Annotated in this window: 17 protein-coding genes; 10 read left to right on the top strand and 7 right to left on the bottom strand. The window is 36.5% G+C overall.

All coding sequences use genetic code 11. The features are described from left to right. Positions 1-66 precede the first annotated feature (66 nt). Together BMS_RS06425 and BMS_RS16840 are read left to right on the top strand one after the other, a co-directional pair. Complete coding sequence (locus tag BMS_RS06425) at positions 67-1,392, top strand: MATE family efflux transporter (RefSeq protein ID WP_044557358.1); 1,326 nt, start codon at positions 67-69, stop codon at positions 1,390-1,392. Positions 1,393-1,489: 97 nt separating this feature from the next. Continuing rightward, complete coding sequence (locus BMS_RS16840) at positions 1,490-2,536, top strand: endonuclease I family protein (RefSeq protein WP_014243994.1); 1,047 nt, start codon at positions 1,490-1,492, stop codon at positions 2,534-2,536. A gap of 76 nt (positions 2,537-2,612) precedes the next feature. Here BMS_RS16840 and BMS_RS06415 read toward each other — a convergent pair whose 3' ends face one another. From BMS_RS06415 to BMS_RS06400, 4 genes are all read right to left on the bottom strand, one after another. Then, on the bottom strand, positions 2,613-3,542 hold the full coding sequence (locus BMS_RS06415) for a hypothetical protein (RefSeq protein ID WP_157868251.1): 930 nt from the start codon (positions 3,540-3,542) through the stop codon (positions 2,613-2,615). 168 nt (positions 3,543-3,710) lie between these two features. Then, positions 3,711-4,331, bottom strand: a complete 621-nt coding sequence (locus BMS_RS06410; RefSeq protein ID WP_231853108.1) for a hypothetical protein — start codon at positions 4,329-4,331, stop codon at positions 3,711-3,713. A 281-nt stretch (positions 4,332-4,612) separates the two neighbouring features. Then, entirely contained in the window at positions 4,613-5,287 is a 675-nt protein-coding gene (locus BMS_RS06405; RefSeq protein WP_014243991.1) for a response regulator transcription factor, read from the bottom strand. Then, positions 5,284-6,885 carry a sensor histidine kinase gene (locus BMS_RS06400; RefSeq protein WP_044557356.1) on the bottom strand — a complete coding sequence of 534 codons (1,602 nt, stop codon included), beginning with the start codon at positions 6,883-6,885 and terminating at the stop codon, positions 5,284-5,286. Before BMS_RS06400 ends, BMS_RS06405 begins: the two co-directional genes overlap by 4 nt. Before the next feature lie 172 nt (positions 6,886-7,057). On the opposite strand from BMS_RS06400, the gene BMS_RS06395 reads away from it, so the two are divergent. After that, a complete protein-coding gene (locus BMS_RS06395; protein WP_014243989.1) occupies positions 7,058-7,879 on the top strand; it encodes a 3'-5' exonuclease in 822 nt (273 codons plus the stop codon). Between the two features lie 2 nt (positions 7,880-7,881). Continuing rightward, entirely contained in the window at positions 7,882-8,343 is a 462-nt protein-coding gene (locus tag BMS_RS16835; RefSeq protein ID WP_014243988.1) for a DUF309 domain-containing protein, read from the top strand. On the opposite strand, the gene BMS_RS06385 is transcribed toward BMS_RS16835, so the two are convergent. Continuing rightward, complete coding sequence (locus BMS_RS06385; protein ID WP_014243987.1) at positions 8,331-8,762, bottom strand: group II truncated hemoglobin; 432 nt, start codon at positions 8,760-8,762, stop codon at positions 8,331-8,333. The genes BMS_RS16835 and BMS_RS06385 overlap by 13 nt on opposite strands. A gap of 46 nt (positions 8,763-8,808) precedes the next feature. Here BMS_RS06385 and BMS_RS06380 point away from each other — a divergent pair, with 46 nt between their 5' ends. Continuing rightward, entirely contained in the window at positions 8,809-9,960 is a 1,152-nt protein-coding gene (locus BMS_RS06380; protein WP_014243986.1) for a hypothetical protein, read from the top strand. A gap of 35 nt (positions 9,961-9,995) precedes the next feature. Here BMS_RS06380 and BMS_RS06375 read toward each other — a convergent pair whose 3' ends face one another. Then, positions 9,996-11,270, bottom strand: coding sequence for a S8 family peptidase (locus BMS_RS06375; RefSeq protein ID WP_014243985.1), 1,275 nt, complete (start codon positions 11,268-11,270; stop codon positions 9,996-9,998). Between the two features lie 118 nt (positions 11,271-11,388). Here BMS_RS06375 and BMS_RS06370 point away from each other — a divergent pair, with 118 nt between their 5' ends. From BMS_RS06370 to BMS_RS06360, 3 genes are all read left to right on the top strand, one after another. Beyond that, a complete protein-coding gene (locus BMS_RS06370) occupies positions 11,389-12,084 on the top strand; it encodes a VC0807 family protein (RefSeq protein WP_044557355.1) in 696 nt (231 codons plus the stop codon). Positions 12,085-12,091: 7 nt separating this feature from the next. Then, a complete protein-coding gene (locus tag BMS_RS06365) occupies positions 12,092-13,129 on the top strand; it encodes an aldo/keto reductase (RefSeq protein ID WP_014243983.1) in 1,038 nt (345 codons plus the stop codon). Positions 13,130-13,272: 143 nt separating this feature from the next. Then, entirely contained in the window at positions 13,273-13,887 is a 615-nt protein-coding gene (locus BMS_RS06360) for a hypothetical protein (RefSeq protein ID WP_044557354.1), read from the top strand. A gap of 42 nt (positions 13,888-13,929) precedes the next feature. On the opposite strand, the gene BMS_RS06355 is transcribed toward BMS_RS06360, so the two are convergent. After that, a complete protein-coding gene (locus BMS_RS06355) occupies positions 13,930-14,943 on the bottom strand; it encodes a 3-oxoacyl-ACP synthase III family protein (protein ID WP_014243981.1) in 1,014 nt (337 codons plus the stop codon). A gap of 158 nt (positions 14,944-15,101) precedes the next feature. Here BMS_RS06355 and BMS_RS06350 point away from each other — a divergent pair, with 158 nt between their 5' ends. Together BMS_RS06350 and BMS_RS06345 are read left to right on the top strand one after the other, a co-directional pair. Then, complete coding sequence (locus tag BMS_RS06350; RefSeq protein ID WP_044557353.1) at positions 15,102-15,950, top strand: endonuclease I family protein; 849 nt, start codon at positions 15,102-15,104, stop codon at positions 15,948-15,950. After that, on the top strand, positions 15,940-16,410 hold the full coding sequence (locus BMS_RS06345; RefSeq protein ID WP_014243979.1) for a hypothetical protein: 471 nt from the start codon (positions 15,940-15,942) through the stop codon (positions 16,408-16,410). The genes BMS_RS06350 and BMS_RS06345 overlap by 11 nt, the downstream gene beginning before the upstream one ends.

Below are 16,410 nucleotides of genomic sequence, written 5' to 3'. Positions count from 1 at the left end.
GATAATTAACATTATAATTATCTGCTATAGATTGCATAATAACAACACTACTGATAAATGATTTTCATGAAAAAGACCTATCTATCTACTATAAAAGAGATTTTTCTCTTCTCAATCCCACTTATCGCAGGACAAGTTGGTCAAATGCTTTTTGGGATTGGAGATATAATAGTTGCCGGTAGATATTCCAATGATGTTGTGGCGGCCCTTGGGGTGGCCAATGGTCTCTTAGCACCTCTATTAATGTTTGGACTTGGGATTACATTTGCCGTCGGTCCTCTTACTAGCCAATTCAGAGGGAAGAACGAAAAAGATAAATCTATTTTTGCCAATGCCCATTATTTAATGCTCACTGTTAGTGTGGGACTTCTCGTGGCCATAGGAGCACTCATCGTAGCGCTTCCACTTTTTAATTTTAACCCTACTATAACTCCCCTAATTAAAGATTATATTTTAATAGCGGGACCTAGTATTATACCTGCGATACTCTTTCAAATATCAAAAGAATACCTGCAAGCTTGGGATAAGAATATCTTCTCAAATTCCCTAATACTCTTCTTCAACGTAATTAATGTTGGAATGAATTATATTTTTATCTTTGGAGAATTTGGTTTCCCAGAAATGGGAATAAAAGGTGCGGCCCTAGCAACTCTTATTTCAAGAACACTTATGTTTGGTGCACTCTTCATTTACACTAAAGCTAAGTTTGAAATTGATTGGAACTTTAATCAAGTACTCTTTAAGAGAATCTATAAATTTGGTATCCCTATTGGGCTTGGAACTTTAAGCGAAGTTCTGATGTTTTCAGCAGTGACTGTCCTGATTGGAAAAATGTCAATTATCGCCTCAGCTTCGCACAATATTGTTATCAATCTTGCGAGTTGTACTTTTATGATTCCTTTGGCCATCTCAAGTGCTGCCTCTGTAAAAGTAGGAAAAGAATATGGTGCTGGTAGCCAGCAAGGGATTTTAATTTACTCACTCTCTTCCATCATTATGGTTGCTATAATAATGATTGGAACTTGTGCTATGTACTTAAGTTTTCCAGATATTCTTGTTCGCTTTGCAACTGATGATCCAGAGCTTATCTCCTATAGCGCAGGCCTACTGCTCTATGTTGGGCTTTTTCAAATTCCTGATGGAATTCAAGTCACACTCTGGGGAATACTTAGAGGTCTCGAAGAGACAAAGCATCCAATGATCTTATCCCTCATTTTCAACTGGTGTATAGGTATCCCTATTGGATATTGGCTCGCCACGAGCAAGGGAATGGAAGCAGCAGGGCTTTGGGCGGGACTCGCCATAGGGCTCACGATAATGTCTGTTGGGCTAAGCTGTGTGTTTTTCTTTAAATTTCGAGTAGTTAAATCAACTCTCGTACCCATGGCCTAATCATTTTCTGACAGAATCTTGTCGAGTAACACTTACACGCCTCCTAGACTCTTTGAAATTAATATTTTAATTTTGCAAAAAAACTCTAGGGGAAGAAATGAAGAAATCGGCGATACTTATTTTAGGACTTGCACTACTTGGTGCCTGTGGTGATAAACATACTTTCGATACACCTGTATCAGGAAGTGGTACTGGAAATTTCCAGTCAGATAACACTCAAAACTTAAGTGCAATTGTAGAGATAACTGCTCACGACAATCCAGCAGATTACTACAACGATGGTTTTCACGCTAAGTACTTATCAAAGCTTTCTAACCCAGCGACCATCTCTCAGGCTGACCTTGATAAATTAAAATCAGAACTTAATAAGGTTCTAAAATGGGAGCACACAAGAGTTCCTGGTAAGAGAGACACAACAGAGAGATGCCCAAAAGGTGCTCCAGAGTCAGAGTCTTGTTATTCTCATGATTTTGATACTTATAGAGATTATCAAAGAGCGAGAACTTACCTCTATGGAAAGATTGATCTCTTTAAGAATGATGCCGGAGAATTCGCTCTCGATACAATCTACTGCCAAAAAGTTTTTACAACAAACGATCTTCAAAACCCACAATATTCAATCGGCGTCATGAGAAGACCTGATTACAATACAATCAATGCTGAACATATTTGGCCTAGAAGTAAGTTTGAAGAAATCGAAGATTCTAAATATTACAATTTAAAACTTTCAGATCTACACAACTTAGCTCCTTCATTTATTACAACGAACTCTAAGAGATCTAATCTTCCATTTGGAAGTCTTTCTAATGGTGGAACTGTAACAAATGACTTCTCACAATACTGTGCAGATAGCGAAGCAAAGTTATTCACTAATAATGGAAAGACTTATATGGATGCTCCAGATGCTGTAAAAGGTGATATCGCAAGAGCTATGTTCTACATGTCAGCGAGATATTTCAATAGTAAGAATAAAGACGCTATGAATATCGATCCAGAGCAAGAAGCAACACTTAGAGAGTGGCACAAATTAGATCCTGTTTCAGACAAAGAAAGAGAAAGAAATAATAAAGTCTTCTCTGTACAACATAATAGAAATCCTTTTATTGACTACCCTGAACTAGTAGAACTTGTAAAAGACTTCTAAAAACAATCTCTCCAGGCGCTTCCTTGCGCCTGGTTCTTTCTGTAAATAATTACAAATAATTTAAAAGAATAAAAAACTAATACGCCTTATCTGTATCTAAGTTGTTAAATGATGTCTTTTCCGAACGATCTCCTGACTCTCTAATTTTTTCAATCATATTATTATACTCCTTAATAGACTGACCTCTTGGAGTACGACACATTCTCATCTTGGGCCACTTTTCGCATAACTCCTGATGAAGCTCATTTGCTATGGCGTAATTTTGATCATAAGAAACACTATAAAACCGTTCCCAATATCTAGAACAGTACGAATTATACTTCTCACATACAAATTGTAGATAATTATTCATATCATTATCAAAATAGTCCCCTTTCTTACTATGAAAATAGATATAAAATTTTTTATGGGCTATCTTATGACACTGATCTTCATAAGGAGCAAAGAAATCATCAAAGTGACCAAAGTATAAACTTGCTAGCCTCTCTCCAAAGTTGCTGACTCCCTGAGCACCAGCCAATTGTTTTTTCTCACCTGATGATTCTTTAGAAAAGTTACTCAACCCACCTATGATCGCATGAATGGAGTCACATCTTCGATCAGGAAACTTAGTAAGAAACTTCTTTGCATCTACAAGAAATCGACTCTCATACTTTTTTAGATCACCTAAGTTTTGAATATATTTATGACAGGGTTCAAAGTCACTCCATTTACTATCCTCACAGAGTTCTCCATACTTCGAAACATCTTCATCAATGTAAAAGTCTGGCTTAAATTTACTTCTATAGGTAGACATTCCATAGTAATAAGATCCCCAAACAGGGTAAAAAATAGTATAACCCCAAATAGCTGTTCCAATCATGTTAACTTCAGTCTCACTTAGTTTCCTCTTCTCAGGATAAATTGGCAAGTATTGTGGAACAAGTAGAAAGATGAGTGCAAACTTAATAGGTGTTGCAATTAACATTGCCTTAAAACCTTTTTTAAGAGACTTTTCTGCACTCATTCCTTTTCTACGGAAGTAAATAAACACAATCAAATTAAGTATTAGTAGATCAATAACCACAAATATTCCTCTTATTTAAAATTCCCCATAACTACTTTTCAAATTGTAACCACTTAAGCTGATACTCGTAAGTCCAACTAGAGCTAGAGACTATAGTTAATATCTTTGCTATTTAAGATACTTTTCATAAATATTTCTATTAACTTTTCCATATTCATCCTCATAGAATTTAATGAAATTTAAAATTTCGATTTTTTTATAATATTTAAATTTATTGTCTAAGAATTTACTTGCGATTCTCTCTGACTCCATTTTATCAAATCCACAATACTTCCATGTATTAAGCTCTCTATGTATGTCTTTAAGTCCACCCGTTTCAAATCCCCACATATGAAATTTGTTCAAAAATAAGTTAGAAATAGATTCCCTCAGGTAGGTATTCATTATCAGATGATATATCGCCCTCTTCTTCTGTCTATACATACGACTTCGTTTTTCACCAAATCTGTCATCAGAGTTTTTCATAAACGAAGTATAATCCGAAATACACAATATATTTATATTATAATCTATCCAATACTTCTCTCTATATTCACTACTAGAGTCTAAAACTAGAGTCTTATGATTCAACCTTGCGTAATTGTAAATCATAATAAGCTCACTCTCATTTAAACCTTTAAACTCATTATTAATATAAATCTCAACGTCATCACGAATTCCATTCTTATTTCTATCTGGCCCTTTTAACGACCACATCACTTCAAACCAATTAGGAAATGGTGGTTCCATATTTCCCATAAAAGTTTTTGGCTCATATGTTAACCACATTCTTGTGTAGTAGAAAAAATCTCTACACCGGTAAAGAGTGACCAAGAGAATAAATATAGAAAAAATAATTAGTGTTTTCTTCAACGAAGCGCCTCTTAATTTATGTACAATAGTAGTATAAACTAAGAACCTTTATATTGTTTAAGATTAAGAAAAATTAAGAAATAGAAAAAGAAGTATCGAGAGGTCAGCTTTATCTAAGATAAAAAACTGACACTCTCAAAATTATTTAAAATGAGGGATTAACCTTCGTTAAAACGAAAGCGGTAACCAATTCCTCGAACGGTTTCGATTAATTCATCACTGAGTTTTTGGCGAATTTGTAAAACGTGTGTGTCCACAGTTCGAGTTGAAGGATAATTTTCATAACCCCAAACCTTATTGAGAATTTCCTCTCTTGAGAAGGCCCTATTTGGACTCTCTGCTAAGAGCGTAAGGAAATCAAATTCCATTTTTGTAAACTCAATCACCTCGCCATGCCAGCGAATCTCTCGCTCATTTTGATTAATGACTAGATCTCCCCTAGTAAGAACACCATCACTTGAGTCGTGATCCTTCTTAGCATGATCTCTAATTTGAACGCGAATTCTCGCTATGAGCTCTCTTGGTTCAAAAGGCTTTGTCATATAATCATTTGCCCCCGCCTCAAGACCTATGACCTTATCGATCAAGTCAGTTCTCGCCGTCAGCATGATTACAGGCTTATTTATCTCTGCTTCTCTGAGCTCTTTTAAAAAGTCTACTCCCTGTCCATCAGGCAGCATCCAATCTAGGATAATAATCTCTTCGTCGCTCTTAAGTTCTCTGGCCATAGAAAGTGACTGGGCCCAAACAACTTCGTGCCCCTCTCCTGTCAAATAGCTTTTTAGAGAGGAACCTAAACTATCGTCATCCTCAACTAATAATACCTTACTCATGACAAACTCTCTCCTTTAGTAGGTCGCCTCTTCTTTAAGACCACACGAAAAGTAGTTGGATTTGGAGAGAAGCTAATATCTCCTCCCATCTCTTTCACTACTTGCTTAACTATATTTAGCCCAAGCCCCGTTCCGGAACTCTTATTTCCTTTTGCAAACTCTTCAGACATCTCTGCAAAGCTATGGAACTGACATTCACCATTGTCAATCACACAAACTTCTACGGCATCTTTTAAATACTCTACACGGACTTCCACAGGTGCCTTTCCATGAAAGAATGCGTTGCCAATGAGGTTCTTTAAAACAATTTGCGTCCAATAAGAATCCACATTAAAACTTCTATCTTCTAGTGGTAAATTTAAAGTAAGATCATCACCGTGTTCGTCAATGAAAGGAAGCGCAATTTCATAGATGAAATCATTCATTGAGCCAATCTCTTCACAATTAATATGAATGAGCTTCTTACCTTTATTGGCCTTTAGGTAGTGGCGCGAAGTTTCAGTTAGCCTCTGAAGTCGATAGACCTCACTAGACATTCTAAGAAACGTTTCCTGAACTTCATCATCCATCGTATCGTACTTCTTATTTAGCTTTTCCATGAGAAGTAGCATACTTGTTATAGGTGTACGAAATTCATGTCCCAAGATTCGAAGGGCCAAACGTCTTTTCTCATCCTCATGTTTTTGATTCTTAAGTCGAATAATGAGTAATCTAACAACAATCACACAAATGAGTACCAGTCCAAAGAGAAAGATGATGGTTCCCTTATTGGCAATAGTAAGAATATGTCCAACTCGATATTCCCAACAAAGTTGTCCATCTTGATAGAAACAACTTCTTCCAAAGCGGTGATTATGTAGAAAGTAAGGCGAGTCCTTTAGAAAACTCTCCAAGTCGTCACGAGCATAGAAGCGGTATTCTAAAATCGAGAAGAAAGATGGATAAGTTATTCTTGCAAGAAGAAAGTCCTCCGTTAGAATTGTTCCCCTTCCTCTAGAAACTTTTCGAAGTGAGTCAGTATCTAGCTTTGCCAAAAGAGCAAACTTCCCACCCAAGTCTCCAATTGATCTAGAAATAATTGATAACTCTGTAACATGAAAGTATTGAAGGTTTCTTAAGACCCACTCTCTATTGTTCTTATTATTCTTATTCAAAAGATAAGCGAGATAGGCGTAACTCTTTCCACTTGGGTGCATATAAGGCGCTTCTCTAAAGAAGCTATCATTGAGTCGATCAATTTTCCCACATCTATACTCTTCCCAAACCCAAACCTTTTCAAAGTTCATTCGACTTAAAAGAGACTTAAGGCCAGTAAAACAGCCGCGGCTTGAGAAGTATTGCACACTCTTATCGGAACCAGGCTCAGGTAAGGTATAGATAGGATCAATTAATTGAAACTGCTCAGGTGAATAGTAGAGAGAATTAAAATTGATAATAGATTTTGGGGCCACTGACTTTTGAAAATTCAACTTCAGTCTAGTTATCTGCTCCTCATCTTCAGGAGTTGAAGTATAAGTCCCCTTCAATAAGAGTGAGACATATCCCGTGGCAAAGGCCATGGAAATTGCTGTAAATATGAGGACTAAGTATAATTTCATTTTCAGTACTAAAGTTACTATATTGAAGCACTTCTTTGTGTCCGCTTCCTGTCAATTTCTTGTCATTATACTAGGCTAAATATTTCATAATTTCAAAGCCTTATAGAACTTATTTATTGAGCATTCGCAAATAATACTTCCTTTGAACAAAAGACAATTGTAAAGAGGTCTCATGGCCGATATAAGTACAACTCATTGTTATTACGAAATAAAAGGGTCAGAAATGTTAATTCTTGGAATTGATTTAGAGGGAATGAATGAAAATTTAGTTGAGAATGGATTAAATCTCGCTAAAGACAGAGTCACTGAAATTGGCGCTGTACTATGGGATACGGAGTTTAATCAGCCAATTAAGATTTACTCAGAATTAATTCACGAAGAAGACAGACTTCCTATTTCAGAAGAGATTGAAGAGCTGACAGGAATTAACGATATCATGCTTCTTAAGTACGGTCTCCAAGGCGATGAAATTAGAATGGCCCTAGAGAGACTTTCTATTATTATGAAGAAGGCCGATTTCATCATGGCACACAATGGACCTAATTACGATATTCCAATGTTGCGCGCACTTTTTGAAAGATTTAGAGTTCCTTTTCCTGAAATGAAGTGGATTGACTCTAAGACAGATATTGAATTTCCAAAGAGAATTATCGCAAATTCACTTTCGGCCCTAGAACATGCTCATGGTTTTATTAATCCATTCCCACATAGAGCAGTGACAGATGTTCTCTCTATGCTAAAAGTGGCCGCTCACTACGATTTTGAAAGAATTGCGGCGCTAGCAACTTCTCCTAAAGTACGAATCATTGCTGATCTACAGGCACCTAATTGGAAGAACCAAAGAGATGTAGATGAGTTCAATAGAATAAAGAGCAAAGTCTCTAGAGCAAGATTCTCTTGGAATCCTTCTAATAAAACATGGTCAAAAATAGTTCATAGAATTCTAATTGAAGAAGGAAAATTGGGCTATGACTTCGATTGGTATGTTGAGTAGCGATGAGTCGCTACTTACCCGAGCGTAGTTTTCCAAGCTACGCTTTTATCCCTGGAGAAAATATTCATCCCAATAAAGAAGGCGGACATAGTTTCGGCGAAGATGAAGTTATCTCCTCTCCCCTTTCACTGGAGAATAAAGATTACCTCTTTGCAATTGATCTCATCAATCATGGCTACTACTGGGAAGCTCACGTCTATCTCGAAGCAATCTGGAATGCCCATCAAAGAGAGGGCGACTCAGCAGACTTTTGTAAAGCACTTATAAAAATGTGTGCCGCTGGAGTAAAGTTTAAACTCTCATCTGAACAAGCAGCACTAGGCCACATTGAGCGAGCCGAAGAGCTTTTCTTAAAGGTAGATGATTCAAAGATAGATAGTGGAATCAGTACGAACGATTTAATCAAAATTTGCGATAAATTAAAAGACGGTATATTTTCAAAGATAGAACTTCAGCTCTCTTGATTTCTCATGTGCTCGGCAAAACTCTCAAAGCTCTTCCATAGATAGCCATCGAATTCCTTATTTAATTTTAAGTCATCCATCGCTTTTCTCATACACAGAAGCCACTCATCCCTCTCAACGGAAGAAATTTTAAAAGGCAAATGCCTCGCCCTCATTCTTGGATGACCATATTTTTCTATATATAATGAAGGGCCTCCAAACCAACCAGAGAGAAACATCTTTAACTTCTTCTTTGCTGGCTCAAGACTCTCAGGGTGAAGTTCTCTACACCTTTGGGCTTCGCAGAGAGTGTCCATATAAAAGTAGAATCTATCTACTAATTTATTAATTCCCTTACTCTCCCCAATAAGTAGATAAGGAGTAATATCCTCTTCTTTAAGCTTCTTTGGAAATATTGATTGAAAGACTTTCTTAAACATTCCTACCTTCTATCACAATGTTTAAATATTAGCTATAATTTGCAAGATGATCATAATTTTATTTAGCCTCTGTATTCAAGTTGTCTTCTTCTCATACCTCTTCGCGCTATGGCTGTTCAACACTTCAAAACTAGAAGTTCTACAAGACTATAGTGATTTAATTCCAAAAACTGCGAGCTATGAATTATTAGAATTCGAAGAACTAGAAGGAAATCTCTCTATTGAAAACGAAGTTCCAAGACTCTTAGAAGAACTAAATTATTCATGTGTCTACTTTGTTCATGGAACTTTTGTTGGCGACGACCCCTTTGATATTATTTCATTTATACAGAATGCCTTCCCTAGTCTCTCAAGTACAGTCGTTCAAAGTATTCGCCAAGGAGTGAAGAATGGAAGCAATCTCATCGCCAGAGAAGTTGGAAATTTTCATCCTAAACTCTTAGAGAGACTGCAACAACATTGTCCTGAAAATATCCATTTTGAGAACTTTACATGGTCCTCGTCTAATCATCACATCGCCCGAATAAGAGGCGCAGTGAAATTGATGAGATCAATTGCAAAGAATACATCTAAAAGTGAAAAGATTCTCCTCTATGGTCACTCTCATGCGGGTCAACTCTTTGCTCTTATATCCCATCTACTAAGTAATGATTCACTAACTATTCACTTAAAAGATTTCCTCATAAAGTACGAAATAGAAAAAGAAGAACTAGAACAACTAATTTCTCAACTCAAAAAAAGGCCAATGGACTTTGTGACTCTTGGAACACCTATTCGCTACCCATGGTCGGAGAAATATCTAAAGAATAATATGCTCCTGCACTTTGTAAATCATAGAGGAAAGGTCCCCATGGGCGGAAGTCTTTCAAGTTCTATAACAACAAAGAGCGGTGACTATATTCAACAATGGGCCGTTGCAGGCAGTGACTCAAAAGTTTTAGTTTTAGAAGACAAGCTTCGAAATGAAGAATTAGACTTAATACTAGGAATAGGTAGTGATGTCACAAGCCTTAGAAGAAATATAAAATTTAAAAAGAGGTTACATACTAGAGGTCATCACTTCTTAGTTGATTTTAAAGATAGTTCAAAAATCCCAAACTCTTTTCTCACCATCTTCGGTCATGGAGTCTACACTAAGAGAGATCAACTTCTTTGGATAATCTATAAGTCTCTTACAAAAATAAAAAGGGAGTCCTAAGACTCCCCCACTTATGATAAGAAATTTAATCTAGATTAATTTCTTTCGTTTCTTAGCATTCTATAAGCATCTACTCTTCCAGCAGCTGCATAATCAGATAGAGAGCTATTTAGAATTGTTGATTCCATTAATCTCTCTTTTGCTTGATCAATTGTAATTCCTGGCTCATTCGCTAGAAGAAGTCCTAGAACACCTGATACAAAAGGAGTTGCCATAGAAGTTCCTGACATTTTCTTATATCCACCGTTCTTTACAGTTGAAAGGATATTTGAACCTGGAGCAAATACATGAACACTTGTCTTACCGTAGTTAGAGAAGCTTGATCTATTTCCTTTACCGTCCATAGCTCCAACAGTAATTAATCCCTCAACATCGTAAGATGCAGGGTAAGTTGGTCTAGTGTCATTATTAGATCTAGAGTTACCAGCAGCTGCTACAAACATTGTTCCTGCATCGTAAGCAGCTTTGATCGCTTCCTTTAATGCTTCAGACTTTTCTCCACCACCCCAAGAGTTTGAAGTAATGTGAGCTCCATTTTTTACAGCGTACTCTATAGACTTAATAGCATTTACTGTTTCACCAGAACCGCTATCAGTTAAGAATTTAATTCCCATTAGCTTAACATTGGCCATTACACCCATAACACCAATTGAGTTGTGAGAAGCACCAATTACACCTGCACAGTGAGTACCGTGAGAGTGACCATCTGTTGGGTTACCATCTTGGTTAGCGAAGTCGTAACCATAGATATCGTCAACGTATCCATTACCATCGTCATCAACGCCTTCAATACCATTTAGTTCAGCTTCATTTGTCCACATTTGATCTTTTAAATCAGGGTGTCTGAAGTCAATTCCAGTATCGATAACTGCAACAACAATATCTTTACTACCTTTAGTAATTTCCCAAGCTTTCTCAGCGTTAACATCTTCTCCGGCCTTTCCACTAGAGAACCAACCACCAGAGTTTCTACCTGTATTCTTAAGTCCCCACTGCTGTGCGTACTTAGGATCTAACTCTTCTTTAGAGCTATCAACTGGATCAACTTTGATAATCCAATTTGGCTCAATATATTCAATCTCTGGATTATTAGCTAAATCAGACATTGCCTTATTTGAAAGATTAACTTCACTTAATTTAGCGAATTGACCAAAAGAGAAGTTTAATTTCTCTACCTTTCCTAATGACTTAAAAGATTTTTGTTCTAGAAGGTTTGAACCTTGCTTAAACTTTACAATATATCCATTGAAGTCTTGAGCGGCAGCGCTTACAGATAGTGCGAGAGCACATGATAAAATTACTTTTTTCATAACATCATCCTTGATAGTTAATTAAATTTTAGTATTAATACTTTTTCAGACACAAAATCATCTGACAAGGTAAAAAAAAGGCTGTAAGATTTTGTTATCTTTAAAAGAAAGGAAGTCAATGAATACGCAAACAGCTCCAAATAAGAAGCAAGAGAACTCATTTTTAAATATTACACTTAATGTAATTATCCCTTCAGTTATCTTAACAAAATTCAGTTCAGACGAGCATTTGGGTCAGGTATACAGTCTAATTCTCGCACTTAGTTTTCCGATTGGGTACGGAATCTATGACTACCTAAAGCAGGGAAAAATAAATTTCTTCTCTGGTCTAGGTCTCTTTTCAGTCATTATGACTGGTGGAATTGGATTATTTAATTTGAATAGAGATTGGATGGTGGCCAAAGAAACAGGTATCCCTCTACTTATGGGTATCGCAGTTATAATCAGCCAATTTACCAGTAAGCCTCTTGTTAAGACCTTTCTAGGGCAGATGATTAACCTAGAGTTAATTAATGAATCATTTGCCAAGAATGGGCACTCTGGACTCTTTGCTAAGAACTTAAAGATTGCTTCTTTCTGCTTGGGAGGAACGTTCTTTATCTCTGCTCTACTCAATTATATCTTGGCCATTAAGATTTTAGTTGGAGAACCAGGAACTGTTGAGTTCAATGAGAGTTTAGGAAAGATGACGGCACTTAGCTTTCCTGTCATATCAGTTCCAATGGTTATTATGGTTGGTCTTATTATCACTTACCTAATCATGACGATAAAGAAAAATACTGACTTAGAAATTGAATCTATATTAAAGCAATAGGAAGAAAATGAAATTTAAGAAACTTGGTCGCACAGATTTAGATGTTAGTTTAATTTGCATGGGCACTATGACTTATGGAGAGCAGAATACTCAAGACGAGGCTTTTGAACTCTTAGACTACGCCTTTGACCAAGGAGTAAATTTCTACGATACAGCTGAGATGTATCCCATTCCACCTAAACCGCGCACAGTACACAGAACTGAAGAGATTCTTGGAAACTGGGAAACTTTTCAAAAGCAAAGAGATAAAATCATTATGGCCTCGAAAGTTGTGGGTCCAGGTGAGTACATGAAGCATATAAGAAATGGTCCAAGATTAACTAGGGATCATATCATTCAAGCTTTAGAAGGTTCTCTAGAAAGATTGAAGACAGATTATATCGATCTCTATCAACTGCACTGGCCAGATAGAAATACAAATTACTTTGGAAAGAAAGACTATATTCACAATAGTGATGAAGATATGGTTCCTCTAGAGGAAACTCTAGAAGCACTTACAAGATTAAAGGAAAGTGGAAAGATTCGTGAGATTGGAGTGTCGAATGAGACTTCTTGGGGTCTGATGAAGTATCTCTCTCTAAGTGAAAGAGAGGGATTTTCGAGAATGCAAACGATCCAAAATCCTTATAATCTTCTCAATAGAACATACGAGATAAATTTAGCTGAAGTTGGTCATAGAGAAGATGTTGGTCTACTCGCTTACTCTCCTCTTGGCTTTGGAGTCTTGAGTGGAAAGTATTTAAATGGCAATTTTCCAGAAAATGCTCGTATTACAAAATGGCCTCACTACTCTAGGTACTCAAGTCCCGAAGCAGTTAAGGCCACGCAAATGTACTTAGATATTGCGAAGTCTTTAGATACTTCTCTGGCAACACTATCACTGGCCTTTGTAAATTCTAGACCATTCCTTGCTTCCAATATCATTGGAGCAACTAATCTAGAGCAATTAAAAGAAAATATAGACTCTATTCATTTTGAAATGAATGATGAAATTCTTGATAAAATAAATCAAGTACATAAAATTCACTCTAACCCTGCACCATAAGTGTAGAAATTTGCCTATTAGCGAAGATGGCTATCTAAAAGTGGTAAAAATGCCGAAGAGTGAATAAGTATAATTTATTTTTAGATAAATACTTAAAAATGAATTAAAATAAACTTATTGTATGTGTAACAAGGAAAGTGCTCATGTCAATGATTGAAAAATTTTTTAAAGACCCTAGAAAGCAAAAAGAATCTGAATCCAAGTCTTTGGCCAGATACTTTCACGATCTAGAAGGAAGCCCTGACTTCCCTTACACTCTTGCTCTCAAGGCCTATGACAATTTAAAAGAGTCAGCCCAAGGACAAGAAGAACTCTTCTACTTTCTGATGGAAGATTGTATCTTTACATCTCTCTATGCAACTTTCTATGAGCAATTATTAATTGCCGTTAAAGAGAATAATGATGTCGCCATTCCTCTTATTGACCGCTTTGCAGATGATTCTGAAGAAAGAGAGAGAATGATTGCGGAGCAAACTCAATATCATTTGAGCTTTATTGAAAATAAAGGTCTTTGCCCAGGATGTCCTTGTTGTGAAAATCATCAGGATGTTGCCGAGCTAATCACATACTGGCAAAAAGGCGATATAGATTTTTTCACAAACCTCTATATCGGTATGCAGACAATTCAATTTGCTATGGAACATTTAATCTATGATGTCATTCCATCGACAAATAATGTGATTGGTCTTTTAAATCATGAAAGTATTTTAGAATTTAGACAATATATCTTCGACTACTCTGAAGAAAGAGGTATGTAGAATATGGAAGCTCTTCTCTCTTAAGAAGAGCTTCTCTAATTTCTAGTATCGCCAAAGCCCAGATGCCCAAGTAAAACCACTTCCAAAAGCAGCACTAGCAACTAGCATTCCCTTCTTTAACTTATTGGCCTTAATAGCATCGTGCATCCCCAGAGGTATTGTCGCGGCCGTTGTATTTCCATACTTTTGAATTGTATTGAAAATTTTATCTTCAGGGATTTTTAAAACTTCCGCAACCTTGGAATTAATTCTCAAATTTGCTTGATGAAATAGGAAGAGATCAACATCTTCGATTCCCACACCCATTTCTTTACAAGATAACATCAAAGTTTCTGCCATGCGCTTCACAGCATGAACAAAGACAGTTTTTCCATTCATAAATGGAAAGTGTAGTCCTTCATCAACAAGTGCGTGACTCATTCTATCTGGTCCTACAGCAGATCCAGGAGCAGCAACCCATAACTCCTTAGCATAAGAGCCGTCCGCATGAAGATTAGTTGTCATAATATGTGGGTCTTTAGTCTTATCTTTAACTTCGGTACGCGAAACAACAACCGCACCTGCTCCATCTCCAAATAAAACTGAAACTGCTCTACCATTTGGAGTCTTATCTAGTCCCTTTGAATGTACTTCAGCTCCGACAACTAGAACATTCTTATGGCTACCTGACTGAACAAATTTATCTGCCATACTTAGCCCATAGAGGAAACCAGTACACTGTTGACGAATATCAAATGCTGTCACATCTTCAATTCCTAATTTTGCCTGAAGAAAACAACCTGTTCCCGGAAAGTCGTGATCGGGACTTAAAGTTGCAAATACAATCATATCTATATCGCTGGCCTCAAGACCTGCATCTTTAATAGCAATTTTTGAAGCCTCAAGAGCTAAGTCTGAAGTGCTCGTGTTTTCATCAACCCAATGTCTTTGTTCAATTCCAGTCCTTTGAATAATCCATTCATTAGATGTATCCATCATCTCTTCAATGTCTGAATTCTTATAAATCTGTGGTGGAACGTAAGAACCAACTCCTGTAATTCTACTATTGTAGCTCATAGTGTTTTCCTTTCTCTGTAAATTATGGATTCTTTAATAATAACAGGAGTCTCTATTAGTGCAAACTAAAGAGATGTAAGAAAAAAGTATCGATAAATTCTTGGCCATGGAGAAAAGCTTTGTTAGACTAGTCTTAAGAACAAATCCAAGGATGGATCATGAACTTAAAAACTATAGTGTTTTTGTCTGCAATTTTAATCAACTTTCATGCTTTAGCGGCATTGAAAGACTTTAACTACTACCCTAGTAAACTCATTCAACAAATTGAAAGCAACTCTCTAAGTTCCGATCAATTGAAAGAAGAGCTTTTTAAGGTCATGAGCTATTATCATATAAGAACAGAAGATAAAGACCTCATCACAAGTAAATGTCTTAAGAATCAAAAGTGCTACTCGCAAAAGAGAAGTATCTCTTATAAAGCTGCAAGAATAGAGCTTTTTGGAAATCTACATTTAGAGAAAGATTATAGAGGAAGACATTTTGTAAAAGATCTTTACTGTGAAAATAATTATGGAAGTAACTATGGTGTAGGCCCAGGAAAGATACCTTCTTCATCTGTTATGAACTGTGAACACACGTGGCCGCAGAGTAAGTTCAATCCAAGCATGAGTAAATCACTTCAAAAAACAGATCTTCACCACCTCTATCCTGTCAACAATAGGGCCAATAGCTCAAGAGGCAATCATATGTTTGCCGAAGTCAATGGTAGGGTTATCAATGAAAATTGTGATTCTTCACTTAGAGGAAATGCTATAGGTACAAGCCTGACTGCATTTGAACCTCCAGCTTCTCATAAAGGGAATGTTGCTAGGGCCATGTTCTACTTCTCAGTTAGATTCAAATTACCTATTGATGAGATTCAAGAGCGCTATCTAAGAAATTGGAATCAAGAAGATCCAGTTGACAACGAAGAGCGCGAGAGAAATCAGAAAATATTTGAATATCAAAATAATAGAAATCCTTTTATTGATCAGCCAGATCTCATAAGTACCATTAATGATTTTTAAGAAATTTATACCACTAACGACATTGCTTATACTTACTTCCTGTTCATCGGTAACAATGAAAGAAGGGCCTAAAACGTATTCAAAAGAAACAGTAAAGAGCTTTGAAGAGATCGAGAGAGAGAACGCGATTGAGCGCTACAGAAAGCTTCGACTTGAAGATTTAGAGAACGCAAAGAGCGGTCGTAAAAAAGTTAGAAGAATCTCCCCTAAGAGATATGTAACGCCAAAGAGAACAAGGCCTAAGCCTAGGCCTTCAATTATTCCAACAAATCCTGATGAACAAAGAATTGAAGTTGAGCAAAACTTAAAATTCTTTTGTATGGAAAAAAGAAAGGACCCGAGATTTAGTGCTGCCAGCACTTGCGAGTCCTTTACTGAAAATATTCTGTCTGAGTGTGAGAGCTCTTATCAATGGAATGATAAGAAACTCACTAGATGTGTAAAATCAAAACTAAGGTAA

It is taken from the genome of Halobacteriovorax marinus SJ (assembly GCF_000210915.2).
Taxonomy (GTDB): Bacteria; Bdellovibrionota; Bacteriovoracia; order Bacteriovoracales; family Bacteriovoracaceae; genus Halobacteriovorax; species Halobacteriovorax marinus.
This window is presented reverse-complemented; position numbering and strand designations above follow the sequence as displayed.

Bases quoted from the DNA above. Each gene is read 5' to 3' on its own strand.
- BMS_RS06425 (WP_044557358.1), top strand. From the start codon at position 67: ATGAAAAAGACCTATCTATCTACTATAAAAGAGATTTTTCTCTTCTCA.
- BMS_RS16840 (WP_014243994.1), top strand. From the start codon at position 1,490: ATGAAGAAATCGGCGATACTTATTTTAGGACTTGCACTACTTGGTGCC.
- BMS_RS06415 (WP_157868251.1), bottom strand. From the start codon at position 3,542: ATGAGTGCAGAAAAGTCTCTTAAAAAAGGTTTTAAGGCAATGTTAATT.
- BMS_RS06410 (WP_231853108.1), bottom strand. From the start codon at position 4,331: ATGGAACCACCATTTCCTAATTGGTTTGAAGTGATGTGGTCGTTAAAA.
- BMS_RS06405 (WP_014243991.1), bottom strand. From the start codon at position 5,287: ATGAGTAAGGTATTATTAGTTGAGGATGACGATAGTTTAGGTTCCTCT.
- BMS_RS06400 (WP_044557356.1), bottom strand. From the start codon at position 6,885: ATGAAATTATACTTAGTCCTCATATTTACAGCAATTTCCATGGCCTTT.
- BMS_RS06395 (WP_014243989.1), top strand. From the start codon at position 7,058: ATGGCCGATATAAGTACAACTCATTGTTATTACGAAATAAAAGGGTCA.
- BMS_RS16835 (WP_014243988.1), top strand. From the start codon at position 7,882: ATGAGTCGCTACTTACCCGAGCGTAGTTTTCCAAGCTACGCTTTTATC.
- BMS_RS06385 (WP_014243987.1), bottom strand. From the start codon at position 8,762: ATGTTTAAGAAAGTCTTTCAATCAATATTTCCAAAGAAGCTTAAAGAA.
- BMS_RS06380 (WP_014243986.1), top strand. From the start codon at position 8,809: ATGATCATAATTTTATTTAGCCTCTGTATTCAAGTTGTCTTCTTCTCA.
- BMS_RS06375 (WP_014243985.1), bottom strand. From the start codon at position 11,270: ATGAAAAAAGTAATTTTATCATGTGCTCTCGCACTATCTGTAAGCGCT.
- BMS_RS06370 (WP_044557355.1), top strand. From the start codon at position 11,389: ATGAATACGCAAACAGCTCCAAATAAGAAGCAAGAGAACTCATTTTTA.
- BMS_RS06365 (WP_014243983.1), top strand. From the start codon at position 12,092: ATGAAATTTAAGAAACTTGGTCGCACAGATTTAGATGTTAGTTTAATT.
- BMS_RS06360 (WP_044557354.1), top strand. From the start codon at position 13,273: ATGTCAATGATTGAAAAATTTTTTAAAGACCCTAGAAAGCAAAAAGAA.
- BMS_RS06355 (WP_014243981.1), bottom strand. From the start codon at position 14,943: ATGAGCTACAATAGTAGAATTACAGGAGTTGGTTCTTACGTTCCACCA.
- BMS_RS06350 (WP_044557353.1), top strand. From the start codon at position 15,102: ATGAACTTAAAAACTATAGTGTTTTTGTCTGCAATTTTAATCAACTTT.
- BMS_RS06345 (WP_014243979.1), top strand. From the start codon at position 15,940: ATGATTTTTAAGAAATTTATACCACTAACGACATTGCTTATACTTACT.